This is a genomic window from Candidatus Chloroploca mongolica (genome assembly GCF_004762035.2).
Classification (GTDB): Bacteria; Chloroflexota; Chloroflexia; order Chloroflexales; family Chloroflexaceae; genus Chloroploca; species Chloroploca mongolica.
Map to the genome: position 1 here is coordinate 49,520 of NZ_SIJK02000016.1, position 19,006 is coordinate 68,525.

At 56.3% G+C, this 19,006-nt stretch carries 10 protein-coding genes; 8 read left to right on the forward strand and 2 right to left on the reverse strand.

Annotation, left to right across the window (positions count from 1 at the left end; all coding sequences use genetic code 11):
* Positions 1-27: 27 nt before the first annotated feature.
* Positions 28-1,611, forward strand: a complete 1,584-nt coding sequence (locus tag EYB53_RS10755) for an FtsK/SpoIIIE domain-containing protein (RefSeq protein WP_135478189.1) — start codon at positions 28-30, stop codon at positions 1,609-1,611.
* A gap of 110 nt (positions 1,612-1,721) precedes the next feature.
* Positions 1,722-3,749, forward strand: a complete 2,028-nt coding sequence (locus EYB53_RS10760; RefSeq protein WP_135478190.1) for an NACHT domain-containing protein — start codon at positions 1,722-1,724, stop codon at positions 3,747-3,749.
* A gap of 181 nt (positions 3,750-3,930) precedes the next feature.
* Here EYB53_RS10760 and EYB53_RS10765 read toward each other — a convergent pair whose 3' ends face one another.
* Both EYB53_RS10765 and EYB53_RS10770 read right to left on the reverse strand, forming a co-directional pair.
* Positions 3,931-6,102, reverse strand: a complete 2,172-nt coding sequence (locus EYB53_RS10765) for an AAA family ATPase (RefSeq protein WP_135478191.1) — start codon at positions 6,100-6,102, stop codon at positions 3,931-3,933.
* Complete coding sequence (locus EYB53_RS10770; protein ID WP_135478192.1) at positions 6,099-8,684, reverse strand: tetratricopeptide repeat protein; 2,586 nt, start codon at positions 8,682-8,684, stop codon at positions 6,099-6,101. The genes EYB53_RS10765 and EYB53_RS10770 overlap by 4 nt, the downstream gene beginning before the upstream one ends.
* Before the next feature lie 580 nt (positions 8,685-9,264).
* Between EYB53_RS10770 and mads3 the strand changes: the two genes are divergently transcribed.
* The 6 genes from mads3 to EYB53_RS10800 all read left to right on the forward strand — a co-directional run bounded on the left by mads3 (position 9,265) and on the right by EYB53_RS10800 (position 18,945).
* Positions 9,265-10,575, forward strand: a complete 1,311-nt coding sequence (mads3, locus tag EYB53_RS10775) for a methylation-associated defense system AAA family ATPase MAD3 (protein WP_167857345.1) — start codon at positions 9,265-9,267, stop codon at positions 10,573-10,575.
* Positions 10,576-10,773: 198 nt separating this feature from the next.
* Entirely contained in the window at positions 10,774-12,024 is a 1,251-nt protein-coding gene (locus tag EYB53_RS10780; protein ID WP_135478194.1) for a hypothetical protein, read from the forward strand.
* Positions 12,014-12,571, forward strand: a complete 558-nt coding sequence (locus EYB53_RS10785) for a condensin complex protein MksE (RefSeq protein ID WP_135478195.1) — start codon at positions 12,014-12,016, stop codon at positions 12,569-12,571. Before EYB53_RS10780 ends, EYB53_RS10785 begins: the two co-directional genes overlap by 11 nt.
* Positions 12,564-15,236 carry an Mks condensin complex protein MksF gene (locus EYB53_RS10790; RefSeq protein ID WP_135478196.1) on the forward strand — a complete coding sequence of 891 codons (2,673 nt, stop codon included), beginning with the start codon at positions 12,564-12,566 and terminating at the stop codon, positions 15,234-15,236. The genes EYB53_RS10785 and EYB53_RS10790 overlap by 8 nt, the downstream gene beginning before the upstream one ends.
* A gap of 36 nt (positions 15,237-15,272) precedes the next feature.
* A complete protein-coding gene (locus tag EYB53_RS10795; protein WP_135478197.1) occupies positions 15,273-16,094 on the forward strand; it encodes a Wadjet anti-phage system protein JetD domain-containing protein in 822 nt (273 codons plus the stop codon).
* Between the two features lie 715 nt (positions 16,095-16,809).
* The gene (locus tag EYB53_RS10800) at positions 16,810-18,945 is read left to right on the forward strand and encodes a hypothetical protein (RefSeq protein ID WP_135478198.1); all 2,136 of its coding nucleotides are present in this window, start codon (positions 16,810-16,812) and stop codon (positions 18,943-18,945) included.
* Positions 18,946-19,006: the final 61 nt, after the last annotated feature.

Below are 19,006 nucleotides of genomic sequence, written 5' to 3' on the forward strand. Positions count from 1 at the left end.
TGGGCCAAGCGACGGGAAGAGAGTGGCATGGAAGCATGGTTTCGTGACCCGGGAAATATGGTTCTGGCGCTGGGCGTGGCCCTCTGCTTGCTCGGCCTTGCCCGCTTCGGGAGGCTTGTCGCGTGGGGTCAACGGATGCAGGCGCTGCACGGGCACGCCCTCACCAGCATGCGCGTCTGGCCGCGTGCTCTCGCACGTGCAGGCACCTCCGCTACGTCGGCGCGACCGGCAGCGCCCCCTCGCGCCGATCTCGCCGCACCCCCAGCCCTGCTGGCCGGTGCCGGACGGGCCTTACGCGATCCTCCGGGGATCGAAGCAACGCTCAGCTATCTGCGGCGCCACTCGCCGAACGACCGGTATCGCTTGCCGTTGGGTTGGTGCCGTTCTGATCGCCAGGAAGCTGGCCTTGTCCATACCGCGCTGGTCGGCGAAACTAACCACATCCTGATCAGCGGGGCGAGCGACAGCGGCAAAGACAACCTCGCCTGGTGGATGCTCCTCGCGCTCGCACTGGTGCATCACGAACCGCACGAACTGCACGTGGCGATCATTGACGGCAAAGGTCTAGACTTTCAGCCGTGGGCGAGCAAAGCGCAGACCTGGGCGTTGGCAACTGACCCGGAAACGATCCCGGACGTCCTCCGCGCCCTGACCGCCGAACGCCAACGCCGCAAAGCAGTGCTCACTGCGGCGGGCGTGAGCAAATGGGATCACTATCACGGGCACGATCTGCCCCTCCTGGTCGTCTTCATCTCGGAACTGAGCCTGCTCGAAACCGCGCTGAAGCGCGAGCGCACCCAGCGTGAGCGTGATCGCACCCTCGACCTCGAACTTGACCTATGGCTCAACACAGAACTGACCGCAGGGCGTGCCTTTGGCATGCGCTATCTCATCGGCATGCAGACCGTCACCGGCATGGACATGCTCTGGCGTTCGCAAATCGGCGTCTTTATGGGAAGTTATCAACCCGACGAAACCCAGGTCAAACCCAACCTCGCCAAAACCGCGAAGCAGATCGCCGCCGCAGGCGCAGTTCCTCCGCACCACCTGCCCCCACCGCCAACTGGGGCTGGCGTCTTCACGATTGTCAGTGGCGAGCAATGCATCACCACCCGTGCCCCCTACCTGAGCGATGCCGAACGCCGCCGCTGGCTGGGCCTGCTGCCGGATCGTCTGCCGACACCTGACCCAGGGTGCCCTGAACCTCCAGCCAATGCGCAGCTTTACCCCAGGCACCGCACCCCATATGCCCGTTCCAGCGAATATTGCACCACCGCAACCGGCACCTCACCCGGAGCAGCCGCCAGCAGCGGTGTGCTCCCAAACACGGCCTTCGACGGTGCCGCCAACGGCGCAGCCCACCCATCAGACGAAACGACTGGCGAATTCAACGCCCCCACAAACCCGATGACAGCAGCCAGCAGCGCAGGTGACCCACTTGCGCTCCTGCCCTTCACCATCAGCGACATCGCCCGGCTCAGCGCCCGCATCGCCCGGGGCGACACCAAAACCGAGATTGTGCGCAGCATGCCGGGCTACGCCACCCGACGACACCGGGAATTTGTCGGGTATTATGACGCCATTGCGGCCATCCTGGGCGAAGAAGGCTGACGGGGAGTGGGGCGGGCCTGACTAAGGATATAAAGAAATTGATGAAGGTGATAGTATATGTTGCAGTCAACACGTAATAATGACGTCACCTTGCAACAAAACTTTGTCTTATGAACAAACAACGTAACACCATAGTTGTTGGTGCTCTGATACTACTATTAATGTCTGTCTACTCACTACTCGACAGCTTAGTTGCGAGTTGGCTCCAAGAAATACTTGGTTCAAACCTATGGGTGTCAATTATACCTTTCCTTATCATTGGGGCTATTTTGTTTGGCTGGCAACTGCGAGAGTATAAGAGGAGAAATGACCAAGACTCAATGCCCATTCCCGAAGCAATTCGACGAAAGCTTGACCAGGATAGTTTTACTGATGATCTAAACCGCCGTCTACTAAACCGAATGGAACGTGATTGGATACAAGGCTTCTTGCTACCTAATACTAAGACCTTTAATCATTTACGATTGACTTATCAGACATCTCATCAAATTAAGAGACCATTTGATGATAGAATTAAATTTCCAAATCCTGTTGTAAAAAATTTTTCAGGTCTTTCAGATTTATTAACCTACTTTGATGATCATGATAAATGTATTCTTATACTAGGAGATGCAGGGTCTGGAAAAACCATCACGTTGCTTCAAATTATGAATCAACTTATTATTCGAGCACGTAAACAAAAAGATGATCCCGTACCGGTTTTTTTGCCATTATCAACTTGGTCTGCTGTGGCGGATGATTTTGAGTCTTGGATAGTAGAGGCACTAGACAGAGAGTATCATTTTCCAAAAACTGAGATTGCTGAGTTAATACAGAATCGTCGCCTGATCTTCGTATTAGATGGTTTAAATGAAGTAAAATCTGATCTGCGTGAAACATGTGTCTCTGCAATCAATAGTTATCAGCGCAAATATATGGGAACAGGTCTTATTATTTCCAGTCGTACTGATGAATATCTTGAAATCAAAAATAAACTTCAAATAGAAGGTGAAATCATTATTCAATCGCTTACAGATAGCATGATTAGAAATGCACTAACAACGGCTTTACCAGTGAATTCTATAAATATTTTTCTTCGAGACACGGAAATTCGAAGCTTAATCAACACACCTTTCATGCTTACTATAATTTGTCAAGTACATGAAGAACTGATAAACGATTCTTTTCAAAAATCAACATCACCAGAGATCTTGCAAAAAAGACTATTACATGCTTATATCAACCATTTATTTCATCATCGCCCTCTAAAAAGAATGTATAACCAAAGCACTACGATTTACTGGCTTTCAAAATTAGCAGTACAAATAAAAAAGAATAATCGCCCGTCATTTCAAATAGAAAGCATAAGAGTTGAATGGTTGCCAAAGCGTCTTCGTATTATACCTACCTGGATTTTAGGATTTACCTTCAGCCTTATTATTGGAAGTTTCATCGGTGTAATTTTTGCAATTCTTGATAATAGTATAGTTTTAGGTTTTTTTGCCACTCTTATAATTGGCTCAATTATTTTCGCTTTCTCACAATTTTGGCGTGATATCGAACCGGTCGAAGCGGTTCGGGTTCGCTTCTCCGCAAAGGAATTTCTAGCGGGCCTCATCTCAACTGTCTTTACAGCGTATGTTCTTTTGTTAATAAGTCCAAGCAATCCTGTTTACACTTGGATTTTTGCTATATTCCATAGCAGTCTTATAACTGTGAGACGAATGTTAAAGGCAGACATAATTGAAGAAGTCGTATTTCCAAATCAGCCAATTTTGCGTTCTCTCAGAAATGGGGTACTCATTGGTGTTAGTTATTGGATACTTTCTGGTATTCTTATGGGTCCAGCTTTTGATGTTGTAACAGGACTAACTGGTGGAGTGAGAGATGGGATAATTGTCGGTTTCTTTTTTGGTTCAATTTTCGGATTACGTTGGGGAGGTCGATCTGCAATTCAGCACTACTCAGTTAGGGTAATCTTGAGAATATATAACATCTTACCATTAAGGCTATTTGCTTTTTTAACACATTGCACCGAACTTTCATTAATACGAAAGACTGGCGGTAATTATGTGTTTTCTCACCCGATTTTATTAGATTACTTTGTTGATCTGCAAAATAGTAAGATCAAGATAGATGATCCTGATTTTGAATCATAATTAAATATATTTCTTCGTGCAAAGAAGCTCTGCGCCTGCGAGTATGCGAGAGTGGAAAAGTCTTTGCCGCAGTGCCCTTGCTAACGCATCTGGGCATTGCTGGCATCGGGCCTGTGGCTAGTGTCCGGTTGGTCGTATCCTACTCAGTTAGGCGTGAGTTGGCGAAGGTCGCAACAAGGTTTTAGGGCCGCTCGCCAAGTTGGCGAAGCAAGGATTCGGCTTCAGCCTGTTCACGCTTCATCCCCAGGCGGCGGAAGAGGTCGAGGGCATAGTGGGTATATTCATTAGCTAATGGTGCATCTTCCTGATGATAAAGCTTTGCTGATTGATAGTACGCACGGGCGATCACATCTGCACGACCACACTCACGAGCAAGTTGTAACGCTTCCATACAACACTCTTGCGCAAGCTTTATCTCAGCATTGTTACTATAGACCACACCCAACAAAAAAACGCTCAATGAAAGTCCGGGCACATTATCTGCCTTTTTACTCGCGACGATAGACTGACGATACCACTTAATTGCATCATCCACATTACCTCTGGCAGCTTCTAAGCTACCCATTGCGTCTAAAAAATTTGACGCCATATAGCCTTCCAATAATTGACCATAGCTCTTGAATGCCTCGGTTATCAAGTACTCTGCATCTGCGATTCTCCCCTGATCTAAAGCAACTAGACCCAGAATGCGATCAGCATAGCAGAGACGCTGGGGCGAATGATGCTCCCATGCCAGTCGAGCCTCACGAGCCCACTCTTCTGCCAATTCTATATCTCCACGGAAGTAGCTAATCCTGCTGAGGTCATAGTAACGCCATCCTACTTCCTCGAGGGCATTCAATAGCCTTCCTAATTGTACTCCTAGCATGGACAGTTGATCGCAATCACTCCAGTATCCTCGGAGACGACATACGCGAGTCACTTTAGGGATGAGATTCAGGATATACTTTCCTCGATCCAAAAAATCAGCAGAGAAATTTTGATCTTCACGCTGAGTTTCACTGAGATTCAATTTCTTAATGAATAAATGGAGAACCGCAAGAATATTGGGAAGATCCTGCTCTACAAGATTATGAGCACGCCAATCAGGATTCCATCCGCCATAGGTAGCTGCAAATTCAGAGAAATAAGCCTGCCAGCGCTCCTGCGCTGCCTCTATCCACTGCTGAGTGCCAATGATTTCGCCTTGCACATAGCTTCGCGTAAGCGGCAGCAGACTAAAGCGATCCGCATCCTTATTCACCAGTGAGAGTCGGAGCAACTCTTCGAGGCCCACATCGCGACCAAAATGATCCTCGCCAAGCCCAGCGACCACCCCCAATGCCTCGCGGCTAGCGTCAGTGGCAAAGAGCGAGAGCGCCAGCAGCAGCCAGTAGGCATCGCGGACGCGGATCTGGGCTACGCTCTCGGCGAAGCAGAATTGGGCAATATCGCTTTGGCCGCTACCGAGTCGGCGCAGGACACTCTCGACCGAGCCACCAAGGCCCATCAGGCCGATGCTCCAGACAATCGCCAGCGGGACGCCGCCAGTTCGTTGCCAAAGCTGTTCGTGGTCGTCAGGCGCGAGCGGAACGCGTTTACGCATGGCCTCCTGGGCAATCAGCACCAGTGCATCGGGGTGTGGCATGCCGGTGAGTCGGATCGGGTGGGCGACATCAATGCGGTGACGTGTCGTCACCAGGGCTTTGGTCGGGTCAGGCAACTCGCGCAGGAAGGCCATCAACTCTTCGTCGTCAACCGTTTCCAGGTTGTCGAGAATGAGCAGGGTGCGCTGCTCCGTGAGCACTTGCTCGACGATGGTGCGCTGCTCTTCGGCACGGGCACGGGTAATGGCCGGGAAGTCAAGCACCTGAGCAATCGCCGCGTAAAGGTCGTTCAGGGCACGGAAGACCTGGCGGCGCTCGAGAATGCCATCAGCGGTCAGGTAACTGCGCTTGGCCGAAGCCCAGACAATGGCATCGAAACGTTCGCTCTCGGGCTGATCTGCATAGCTTTCACATAAGTTATAGGCAGCCTCCAGGGCCAGGGCACTCTTGCCAATGCCACCAATGCCATCAATCGTGATCACGAAGGCCCGGCTGCGTGACCCGAGCAAGCGTCGGACTTCAGCCAACTCGGTCTGGCGCCCAACGAAGCGCTCGTAGTCGCGCGGGGGCAGATTGTGGCGGGGCAGCATCGTCGTCATCTGTTCCTCCAGTTGGGCGATCTGTTGCTGATAATCGGCGATTTGCAGGATGATGTGGCTAGGCACGTGCACGGAGCCAAACTTCGCCTGCTGCACCTCCAACTCGCGCAGGTGGGCACGGTTGATCGCCATCAGGCGTTGAAGGTGGGCGCGTTCTTCGCGGCTCATGAGGTACGTTCCAAAACGTGCAATATCGCCTCAGCCTGCTGCTGCTCTTGAACCAATCCGAGCTGCCTACCCACATCAAGTGCCTCGCGCGCATGAGCTTCAGCTTGACGAAGCTGATCACATTGAAGCTCGAGATCAGCTAACCGAACCAGCAAGGTTGCCAAATAACCACGTCCGCCAAACTGACGAAAGTAGGCCAGGCTGCGTTCGTACAGTTGTGCAGCTTCGTCGAGTTCCCCGAGTTGATGCAACACAAATCCAAGGTTCCCGGCAATCCCCCAGGCTCGCTCAGGGTTAAAAGGTGATAGCTCATCATCAAGTGGGAAGATGCGTTGTGCCTCTGTAAAGATTTGTCGCGCCAACTGATAATCACCCCGATCACGAGCGATCTTGCCGCGTTCGAACATGAGATCTGAGCGAGTGTGGGCTGCCACATCCTCAGGTAAGCGTTCGATCAATTGAACAGCCTCTGAGAGGAGTTCTTCCGCACGTGTTAGATCGCCTTCGCGTCGTACAATTTGGACATACCGTCCAAGCGATTCAACTTGCCACACAACTTCACCACGCCGTGCTGACACGTCAAGTGCTTGTTCGATTGAACGCCTCGCCGCTTCATGTTGACCTTGCTGGCTCTCGATCCAGGATTTGCCACAAAGTATCAATGGCAACAGCCGTTCGTCGCCCAGAAGTTGTGTATAATCAATCATTTGGTCGGCAAGCCGCAGGATATCGCCCCAGCGTCCGACAACATCCAGGTAGACCATCAGCGCAGGAAAAAGTGCGAGCACAAGATCAATGCGTTCGACTTGTTCAGCCCAACGAGCGAGATTCTCGAGATGCTGTCCATCGAGGATGAGTTGAGCAGCGCTCGGCTGGAGGTGATGTAGCTCAGCATATGGACGCGAAATTGACAGCAGAAAGGTTATCCAACCCTCACGCAACTCTTGCTCAAGGTAGGGGATCGTCGCGAGTTCCTCACGGGCAAAGGCGTGGGTCAGTGGCAGCAAACTGAAACGGTCGCCTTTCTGATTGACCAGCGAGAGGCGCAACAGTTCGGCAAGGCCCTCGTCGCGGCCAACAGGATCATTGGCAAGGCCCGCGACGTCGCCGAGCATGGTGCGGCTGACGCTGCGCTCAAAGAGGGCCAGCGCAAGCAGCAAGCGATGGGCGTCACGGCCACGAATACGCTCTACGCTCTCGGCAAAGCAGAAGCGGGCAATGTCGCTCTGGCCCTGGCCTAGCCGACGCAGGACGGCCTCGACACTCAGGCCCATGCTCATAAGACCGATACTCCATTGGATAGCCAGGGGCACGCCGCCGGTACGCCGCTCGAGGTCGTCCATCGCAGGCGCAGTCAACTGCACGCCTTTGGCTGCACCTTCGACCTGCATCAGCTTGAGGGCATCGGCGCGTGGCATACCGGTCAGCCTGAGGGCGTAGGCGATGTCGATGCGATGCCGTGTGGTGAGCAATGCCTTGGTCGGATCAGGCAGTTCACGCAAGAAGCTGAGCAGTTCGTCGTCATCCACCGTCTCCAGATTATCCACGATCAGCAACGTTCGTTGCGCCGCGAGGGCATGCTCAACCAGGCTGCGGCGTTCATGCAGGGGAGCCTGCACGATTGAAGGTTGTTCCAACACGGTCGCCACCTCGCGGAAGAGGTCGTCCAGGGTGTTGAAGCTCTGGCGACGCTGCTGGATACCGCTTGCAGTGAGCAACGTGCGCTTGGCCGAGACCCAGACAATCGCCGCAAAGCGCTCTTCTTCAGGGATGGAGTGATAGTGCTTGCGATACCCATAGGCAAGCTCAAGCGCCAGGGCACTCTTGCCAACCCCGCCAATCCCATCAATGGTAATGACAAAGTGACGCGAGCGGGGGTGTGGGAGCATCAGCCGCGCAAGCTGCTCCAATTCATCCAGCCGGCCGATGAACTCAGGATAGGTACGTTGCGGAAGGTTATGCCAGGGCCGCTGGCGCTCTGGCAGGAGAGGGCGAGATGTGCTCAGGAGGTGTGGATCAGGCCGAGCGGCGATCAGGCGCAAGCCCTCCTGCAGTTCACGAAAGCCATCGTTCAGCACAGCCAACTGGTGCGCCGTCGCAGCGGTATGCTCCGCAGTGGCGCGGCTACTCTCGGCGCTGATTTTCTGAAAGCTGAGGGCGTAGAGCTCACGCAGTTGAGGGATGTAGAGAACCTCACGACCAAGGGCGGCGAGAAAGGCTGCCATCATCGCATCGACCCGCGTTCGATCGAAGCGCTCCGGTAGGACATCGGTGAACGAGCGTCGCAGTACGTCCACCGCGCCGTGGGGATCGTGGAAAGGACGAGCGAGCAGATCGCGGAGGGCAGCCCGCACACTAGGCAGATCGCTGAAGCGGGTCTGGTAGAGCAACGCCTGCACCAATTCAGGGTCATGCTCGGCATAGGTAGAAGCAAACTGCTGTTCGGCGCTGCTCACGGCCGCCACCAATGCTCGTTGGAGCGCTCGTCGTTCCGCACGCTGATTCAGTGTCTCGCCGAAAAGGTCGGCCAGCAGTTCACCGAGGGCATTTGCGAGCAAATCTGCGAAGAAGCCTGCCATCATTCGCTCCCCTGCATAGTGGTAAAGACGGCGAAATGAAGGTGATCACGACGCTAAAAGCTGCTAGGATTGAGGGTACTGAAAGGTGCTTAAACCAATAGTGAAGGCTCTGCCTACCTCCTCACATCTATCTCTGTATAATACCAACGGGTGCAGCTGGCGTCAAAGCTTCACGAACGTTGAGCATAGAGGAAAGACGGACTAGATTGAACGAGGGTACTCTACGATTGTCAGTGGCGAGCAATGCATCACCCTACCTGAGCGATGCCGAACGCCGCCGCTGGATGGGCCTGTTGCCGGATCGTCTCCCGGCACCCGATCCAGGGTGCCCTGAACCTCCGCCAGTGCGCAGCTTTACCCCAGGCACCGCGCCCCATATGCCCGTTCCAGCGCACTATTCTGCTCCTGTACCTGACCGATGTGGGCCTGCATACCGCAGACAGGTCTGCCATTGTCTGCCAGCTACATGCTATACTACCAACCACGATGCCTCAAATCTATGCCATCGCCAGCCAAGCGAAAGCTCGGTGACAGCGAAGGTGCAGAACTCACAGCGTGCCCTGCGGTAAGAGAGAAAAGATCTATGATGATTAGCCGTGTCGAGGCCCTGTATTACCGAAGTTTGCGCTATGTTGCTCAAGATGTACGCGCTTTCCAGGTACTCGTAGGCCCCAATGCCTCAGGGAAATCGACCTTTCTTGATGTGATCGCGCTCCTGGGCGACTTTGTCCGCTACGGGCTCGATCGTGCCTTGCTTTTTGGCACCGAGTCCGGACGTGGCCGCGCCAGCCGTTTTGAGGAGCTTGTCTTTAATCAGCAGCATGACTATGTTGAACTGGCCCTTGAATTCGCTGTCCCAGCAGCACTCCGTCAGCCGGTTGGCGAGCATGGCAGCAGCACGATGTATGACCGTGCCCGCTATGAGGTTGTCTTCGGGCTCGCCGACACTGGTGAAGTGCACATCCGTGCCGAAACCCTCTGGCTCATCGAACACGCACGGCATCCAGCGTCGATCATCGCCACGGATCGTCACCCCGAGCCTGACCTCTTCCCGAGAGAACGCACGCCGCCAGCGTCGCTGATGACAACGGGAAAGATACCCGCCGGCTGGCAGACGGTGGTGCGCAAGGTGGCAGATGGCGGCAACGATTATTACCAGGCTGAGGGCGGTACGTGGAACATTGTCTATCGTATTGGTCCACGACGGGCAGCCCTCGCCGGATTGCCAGAGGATGCGGTACGCTTCCCCATCACCCTCTGGATCCGCAACCTGCTCCTCGAGGGGGTGCGTGTGCTGGCGTTAAATAGCGTTGCGATGCGTCGCCCCGCAAGCCCATCCCTCTCACGGAGCTTCAGTGTCGACGGAGCGAATCTGCCGCTGGTGATTCAGGATCTTCAGCGCAACCACCCGCAGGCCTATGCAGACTGGGTGGCCCATCTGAAGACCATCCTCCCCGATCTGACCAGTGTCTCGGTTCGTGAACGCCCAGAAGATCGGCATCTCTACCTTGCGGTGAGCTATGCCAGTACGGCCGAGCCGGTACCATCCTGGCTGGTTTCTGACGGCACCCTGCGTCTTCTTGCACTAACCTTGCTGGCCTATCTTCCCCAGCAAGAGGGCATTTATCTGATCGAAGAGCCTGAAAATGGTATTCACCCGAAAGCACTGGAGGGGGTCTACCAATCGTTGTCATCAGTCTATAGCAGTCAGATCCTGGTCGCCACGCACTCGCCGCTCTTCCTCGGTCTGGCTGAGCCAGCACAACTGCTCTGCTTCGCCCGGAATCCTTCCGGGGCCGTAGCGATCGTCACCGGGGATCACCACCCGGCACTCCAGAACTGGCAAGGTGAGGTCGATCTGTCCACCATGTATGCCGCCGGGGTACTCGGATGACAAAAGATCTCGTCATCCTGACGACTGATGTGCAGCAAGAAAAGATGCTGGAGACGCTGCTCCGTGAGCGATTGTAGCGACCCGTCCTTTGTCCTCCTGCGTGAGACCTTAGCGCGCTGGTTTGCTCAGTAGGTAGCTCATCGCGTTAGCTTTATCCACCGGCAAAGTCTATGCCCGCTTTATCCCGACAGGTACCCGATGAGCATGCCGCGTTTGACCCACTTCCTCACCCTGGCCCGCGATCAGACCGCGCTGATTGTGGATCTCTGTGCGGATCCTGATTGGCTCAGCCGAGCCCAGTTGCTGCATTACCTCGAACACCACGGGGTACCGGCAGCACAAAAGGACGACCTGATTGAGGCGCTCTGCCAGGCCGCGATTCTGCTGGTCGAACATCAGGCCGGCTTCATCGTAAACCCGGCAGTGGTTGACCTGGTCAACTACTACGAGCGACGCGGTCGGCTGATCAGTGCGACCTTCCTGCGCGATCAGATGCTCGCCATTGCCGACTTGACCGGACGCCTCCAGCGCGAGCTCTTTGCCGCCGAGGTTGATCACCATGCGATCTTCGATGTGATTGACGATCTCTACCGTCTGGTACGTGAGGTGCGTCAGGCTGGCCACGACCACTATGTCGCCTGTATGCGTCTCCTTGGCGATATTAAGCGCGCCGGCGGCAAGCATTCGCTTGCGCAGCGCCTGCAGGATCTTGAGCATGCCCAGCGCCGCTATATCGAGCCGCTGCGTGAACTGATTGACCCCAGCGGTGATTATGTGCTGCACATCACCCAGTTACGGCGGCAGGTCGGCGAACTTGGTCGTCAGGATGTGCTGCTCGCCCAGTCGCAGGAGCTCGACAGCCGACGTCGGCGTCTGATCAGTGACCTGCACTTTATCGACCACGAACTCCTCCGCGGCTTTGCGGCGATCGTCGACACCGCTCGCACCCTGCTGCACTCGCTCCTTGATGAAAAGTCGCTCAAGGATGCGCTCACCTTCTGCCTGGCCCGCCTCGATCAGGTCTGGCTGGCAGTTGGAACGACAACGCTGATCGCGGCCGGGCGCAATACCTTCCATGCTGCGCCGATGGAGCGCATCGAGACCTTCTTTGCTGATGTGGTTCACCGCCGATTGCTGCCACAGCCCCGGGCCCTGACCATCAGCCCTGCTGTGCAGCGCCACGCTGAGGATATGGTGCTGACTGAGCGCCACCTCTGGCAGACGATCGCGACGGTTGGGACGATTTCGAGTTGGCCTGCTTTCGTGACCAGAACCTTCCCGACCTACGTTGAGGAAGAACAACTCCGGGCGATGGTGCTGCCGTTGCTGCGTCCACATCCACAGGTCGCTCTGGAGCTCCACGATACGCTGTTCCGCCACGAGCTCAGTGCGCAGACGCTGCAGTTGCGCGACTTTGGCGTGCGTTGGGAGGAACGTTATGCCCGCTGATGTACCACCCCATAGCGCCGAGATCTGCCAGCGTCTGCTGCGGGGATATCAATTTAGTCGGTCGGATCTGTCTTCCGGTGATCTCGGCCCCCTCTATGCTGAACTCGATGATCGCTTCGTTTGGTTCCAGAACCACCTCGCGGCATCAGGCTTCAGCCTTGTCCGTGATGGCGAGGTCATGCTGCTGGAGAAGGAGCAGAAGGAACTGACCAATGAAGAGCGTCAGACGGTAGTCACGCTCTTCCTGCTCAGCGATCTCTGGCTCGAGCAGGGCGGCAGTTACGCCGATCTCTTCAGTATGCCCATGCGCTGGTTTGATCTCAGTTGGCTGCGCGATGGCTATGGTCGTGAGTATCTGGCCCAGGTTGGCATCCAGGATCTCGATACCATCGAAGACCTCTGGCGACGCATCGCCCGCAAAGGCTTCGTCACCTACCATCCCGAGACGCGCACCCTGACCCTGCGTGATCCTGCCGCACGCATCCTTACTATGGCGCGCCGACTCCATCAGCACCTGCGGAGCGCCGAGGAGGACGCACATGCGTGAGATGGTCAGCAGCATTCTCAAACTTGGCTTGATCAATAGTGGCATGTTCGACACGCTGGAGCTCAATACCGATGTGCGTGCCGTACACCTGGTGGGCGACAACAACGTCGGCAAGACCAGCCTGATTGAACTCATTCAATTCCTCTATTTCCCTGACCTACGCGAGATGCATTTCTCAAAAAGCCTCTCCGAGACGTTAGCCTTCTACTTCCGCCGCGAGGGTTCCTATATCCTTTTCACCGTGCGCACGGTGCGCGGCACCCAGCGCACGCTCGGTGTCTATGGCACTGGCACCGCCGACTCGCGCCAGGTCTTCGCCTTCGACGGGGCCTTTCACCTGGTGGACTTTCTCGATGAGCAACGCCACGTACTATCGCCTCAGCGCGTCGGCGTACGTCTGGCCGACCGGCGCTTCTATCTTTACCAGCGTGCCGAAGATCACGAACGTGGGCTGGTCGGTGAGCAGAACGAGGATCAGGCGAACGTCCATCTCTTTGACCTGGGACGCGGCAACTTTCGCCTGCTACGGCGCTTGCTCCAGAACCTCCTGCGCCTGGAGCGTCTGACTGCCCGCGATATTCGTCTCTTCCTCAACGCCCTGGTGGAGAGCACTGGTGCGAAGACGCGTATTGACGTTGCGCGTGACTTCGACCGCAAGTATACCGAGGCCCGCAACATCCGCGATCGCATCAATAGTTTGTTGCGCCTCAAGCCATTGATTGACCAGTGGACTGCGGCTGTCGAACGACGCGAACAGGCCGCGAGGGACGAACATGTGGCCCGCCTCCGCCTGAGCTACGCGGCGCAACGCTACGCTGAGATGCTTGAAGAAGAGCAGGGCCACCTGGGCAGGCGTGCCGCTGCTCTGAGCGTGGCCTTGGTCGAGCTTGAGGAGCAGCGCCAGCGGCTTGCCAATCAAATTGCCGAGCAGCGTAGCCGAACGGTTGAACTGCAGCGCATGCTTGATGAGTTGCAGCGCCTAGCCGAGCGCTGCGTCGGCTATCGGCGGGAGCAGGTGCGCACCGAGCGCAACCAGCTCAGCTACCAGGCGATCGAGCTCGAGAAGCGGATCGAGCAGGCCGGCAGCGTGAGCGTCGCGCAGATCGAGGGTCGGCTACGAAAAGCCCACGATGATCGGGATCGTATCCGCCGCCTCATCGAGAGCCGCACCGTCAGCCACCTGCTGGCCGAGGCCGACCTGAGCGATGATCAGCGTGCCCTCCTACGCTTCCTTGTCTCCGAGCAATTGCTCAGCCTGCCCCTCGCCGACACCGTCACCGATGCAGCACAGCTGCTGGCGTCCGCGCATGCCGCCGCCGCCCGGATCGACCCGCAGGGGGTCTTCCACGGCTTTGGTCTCAGCATCGTTCGCAGTGTCTGGTATCGCCCGACCGCCGACGAAGAGCCGCTCGCCGACCGACTCGCCGAGGTCGAGCAGCGCATCCTCACCCACGAGCGTGAGCTGGCGATTGCCCGCGACCGCGAGCAGATCCAGCAGCAGATTCGATCCCTGCAGCGCCAGGTCAACGAGCTCGAAACACTGCTCGGCACGCTTCAGCGTCTGGAAGAGCTGGAAATAAGCAGCGGCGGAGCGGCGGCCGTCGCGCGGGAGCTAGAGTCCTGTCGGCGCGAGCAGCAGGAGTTGGAAGCACAGCAGCGCCCGCTCGCCGAGCGCGTTCGCGCACATCAGGATGCGCAAGTGACGCTTCGGACGGAGCTAAGCACGCTCCAGCATCGGCTCGACGAGGTGCGCCAGGTGGGCAGAGAGATCGGCGACGCGGCAGAGCCTTGCCCGGCCGACATCGCCAGTGTGGCTGCCGAAGAATTACCCGAGCTCTTTCGGCTGAGCCGCGAGCGACATCGCGATCTCCGCAACGAGCGGCGGCGCACTGAAGAGGCGCTGCACGAGCCACGTGCCCGTCTGGACGATCTCTATGAGCGCGAGGCACCAGAGACGACCTTCACCGCCTGGGTGACCGAAAAACGCCTGCTGACAGCCGAAGTTGATCGGCTCGAAGCCCAGTTGCATGAAAGCTACGCCAACCTGGTTACGCTGGTCAAAGGCGAGCTTGACAAGCTCACGCAGGCTTTCGAGATCATACGCAGCCGGGTTGCCGAGCTGAACAACGGCATTCGGCGGGTAAGCATCTCGAACATCGAGCGCATCGAGCTCCATGTACAGGAGAGCCAATTGGTTGAAGCCATCAGGCAAACCAGCCAGCTCCAATTCGATATGTTCGCGCCGAGCACAGGGAGCCTCTCGCTGGAGGCAGCTGAGCAACAGATCGAGCACTACTTGGTCGACACGCTGCGTGCGCACGGGCGCGAACTGAACCTCGACGATCTCTTTCAGCTGGAATTTCGGGTGACCTACGCCCAGACCGGTGAGCAGCGTACCGTCACCGAGATCCACGCCTTCGAGTCGAACGGAACGGCAATCGGCGTCAAGATCGTCGTCTACCTGGGCCTGATCCGTCTGCTGCAGGGCACCCGGCGCAGCATTGTTACCCGCATTCCCTTCTTCCTTGACGAAGTTGGCAGCCTTTCCAGCAACAACCTCCGCCAGATCATCGCCTACTGCACCGAGCATCACTTTCTACCGATCTTCGCGAGCCCAACCATCACTCCTACATCTTGCAGCGCGATGGAGATCGAAGTTGGCTGATCAATGAGGTCATTCTGACCGAACGAGAACACGTTGATGAAACCACCCACGTGGATCGCGCAACTCGCCCATGACGGGGCGGTCGCATATAGCCAGATCAGCCGTGCGCACGAAACGCTCCTTGCACAACTGCGTGCGCTCCGCCTAGTCGAGGTTGACGTGCAAGGCAGTCGGCGTCGAGTGATCGTACGCGAACCAGACGGGTTTGCCGAGTGGCTCGCGAAGCACTATCCCGATGTGGTAGCTCCGCCAGTACCTGGCCAGCGGGCCGCGAACATTGCCCGTGTCCGCAACAGCAAGTCTGGTCTAGTCACCCACACGGCTCAGCCGCTGCTGCTGCGCTGGTTCAGCAGCGAACCTGCCTCACCCTGGGCCGAACTGACCCGGCGCTGCGGCATGATCGGCATCACCAGTGATCGTCTTGCCGTGCTCGACCTCCCCGATCTCTGGACACTGCTAACCGTCGAGAATTGGGAGTCATTCCTGGCGCTGGACGACGCACCCCAAACCGGCACGATCATCGCCGTCTTCACCGGCGGCAATATCGCGGAAACAACGCTCCAGGCGCTGGCCGCACTGCGACCAGCACCAGGGTACGCCGTTCACTTCGGCGACTATGACTGGTCTGGCCTAGCGATCTATCGACGTATCCGAGCGGTCTTCCCGCAGAGTCTGCTCCATGTCCCGGCTGACCTCGCGACACTCTTCCACAGATTCGCCAACCACGAACTCCTCCATGGACAGTTGCCCCTCGTGGCCCGTGAAGACGACTCATCTGAGGTGCGTGCCGTCATTGCGCTGATCGCGCAATACAATGCTGGCCTGGAGCAGGAGATTGTGCCCCCGCCGAGGCTCTGAAGGTGCGCGTTGACCAGGGCGGTCTCTTGATGATGGTTAGAGTTTACTGGTCACGAACGTTGAGCATAGAGGAAAAGAAGGCACATGACGAACTAGATTGAACGAGGGTACTTTTATGCGAAGATCAAAGCTCATGTCATCTGTGGTAATTACTATCGTCGTGATGTTCTGCTTGCTTGGATTCGATGGAAAGACCCAAGCCCAAGCCGTAAGCGCTGCTGACCCCGGGTTGGCTGGGCAGACTGCACCGCCAAAACAAAATCAGGAGCAGCGGCCGAACGTAATCCTTGAGCCAACAGCCACAACCATCGCTACTACCTTGTGGTACTGGCCGTTCACCAGTCCGGTTATGCTTGAGTTCGTCGTACGCATCCCACCAGGAAGCAACCCGGCAACCTTCACGCCAAGCATTGATCCCGTGCGCGTCGTGCGCGAGAATGGGGTTGATGCAAACGTCGGCGGGCTAACGCAGAGTCTCCAGTGGCGCACTGCGGATGGGAGTCTGGCACCAATCAGCACGTTAGCCGACTCAACCCAAGCAGTAGCCGACGATACCGAACAAACAATTAGCTATGTCGCAACGCTTCAGGGCCTGGGGCCGGGCAAGTACACGAGTGCGGTCAGAATCGCCGGTGCTCCTCCCGAGGTTCGCACTGAGCTAACTATTTTGGTTCGTAGTAGCCCGCTCTTGCCTACGATAATCATCGCGCTGAGTATGATCGCGACCCTGCTGCTCTACACTTGGAACAAGACGATGCGCACGCGAACCAGACGTCAGTTGGAGGTTGAACAGCAACGAGCGAAACTTGCCCAACTTCATCCACCGCTGGACAGACCGACCGCTGCGCCTGTGACCCAGAAACCATTACCAGATACACCGCCCGATCCGATCTGGTTCCAGCTTGATCGTGAGTTGCAGCGGTTAGGTCAACGTGATGATCTGGATCGACAGCAGTTTCAGACCATGTTTGATGTGCTGCAGGAGTGTTTTGAGCGTTACAGTACTGTGTTGACGCACGCAGCGCAATTGTCAGCGCAGATTGCGAGCATAAAATGTACGGAGAACGAGCGTGCATTGCTCAAGCAACGATACGAGGCAAACCTGACGCATCTGCGCACCACACTAGGTGAACCGCTCGATCGTCGACTGACAGCGGTGCGTGAAGCGCATAATGCGCTGGACAACCTGCGTGCCGAGGTACAGCGTACGATCCTTACCTCAGTGGCCGAGCCACTCATCAAAAACCTGAGCGAACTTGCCACAGGTAAGGCTAAGGCTGCCATCGTCACTGATGCCAGGGTCTTGCAGCAACAACTGGAGACTGCTGATCAGGCCGCCACCGATTTCGCCGGACTTCATCGGTGGCAAACGACCATCGAGGAAGCGCAGTTCAAGTTCGTGGCGCTCAAGGTGCGCCAACTCAAGCATGCGGCAGGACAATTAGCTGCCGAGGCGCACGAGTTAGAGCCACCCCTCACGCTTGATCAACAACTCATCCTGACACAAGTTGAGGCAGCCGAGCAAAGCGGGCCGGATCTGGACAAGGCCTTTGAAGCGATCGGAGTTGCTGAAAAGCATCTGCGCAAGCTGCAAGATGACCTCCTCCTCAGCCTGACATCTGGAACATGCCGCCCACACCAATGGAGTCAGCAGCAGTGGCAGGAAGCCCTGCAGTCCATGTCCCCACCTGATTTGACTGCCCTCGCCATTGCCGTTCAGCATACGACTGACGGTGAGGTGCGTGAACAGTTGCTAGCGACGATGCGGGCCAACTATAGCGGGGTTCTGCTTAAAGCGGCTGACCAGTTTCGCACGGAGTATCTGGCGAGCACATTTGATCAACTGATGCCCGTGTCAGATCAGGATGCGAGCCTGATTCAACGCATCCAGCAACTCAGACAAACTATCGAGCAGATCGACTTTGCGGTTCAGCCCGCCACCAGTGAGCCTCGACAGCTACACGCGGATCTGCAACGCTTGCACTCAGGTCTACAGCAGCTGTGTGCGGCGCGCCTGGATGCAATTGATCTCGCCATTCAATGGCTCTATGATCCTGCCCATTTAAAGTTCGAACAACCCATGCAACCTGATAAACTGGCCGCCGTATACCAGAACCAAGCCAGAGCCCGTCATGCTCTGCAGCACGGGCAGGCTGAAGATGCAACAGTATCCTTCGTCCAGACCGAGCAAGCACTGAACAGTGCTGAAACTGTGCTGCAAGAGCTGCATGCGGAGATGTTAGACCAATTGGAAACATTCGTATCGATAGAAATGCAAGACCTCTATCCGGATTTTACTGAACGCCCTATGGAAGACCTGATAGAAGAACTCCGTTCGAAAGACCCCACTTTGAAACATATTCGTTTGCAAAACCCCGCTTTGAACAACTTCCAGGTGAAAGACTTCTTTTCGGAAGATCGTCCTTTCAACATCTCTCTCGAAGGCATCCCTGGAGCAACCGCATTGAACGTGGGGCCTGCGAAGAAGAGGGAAGAGCGCAGTACGAGCACGCCATCGACGCCTTCTGTTAGGGCTCTGCCCACCACCGTACCAACCTGGCTTATCACAAGTGGGGGCGAGATCCTTACCCTGAAGTTGGTACCGCAGCAGCGGCATGGCGAACGTCGTGCTGATTTCGCAGAGCGTGTGCGTAAACGGATCGCCCTGCTAGATTGGGCAGCTTTAGGCGTAGCGCTCTCTTTCAGTGTGGCGATCGGGCTAGGTGTACTCTGGATGCCCAACCCAACCTTCGGCGCACCACAAGACTGGTTGCTCGCGCTGCTCTGGGGGACGACCACGCAGGCTGGAGTGACGACCCTTGTGGGCGATCCGTCCACACCTGAAAGCTGAGAGAGCAAGCGATAATTTTTTGGAGCGTCCGCACGGCACTTCGTCGTGCGGACGTGCGAGC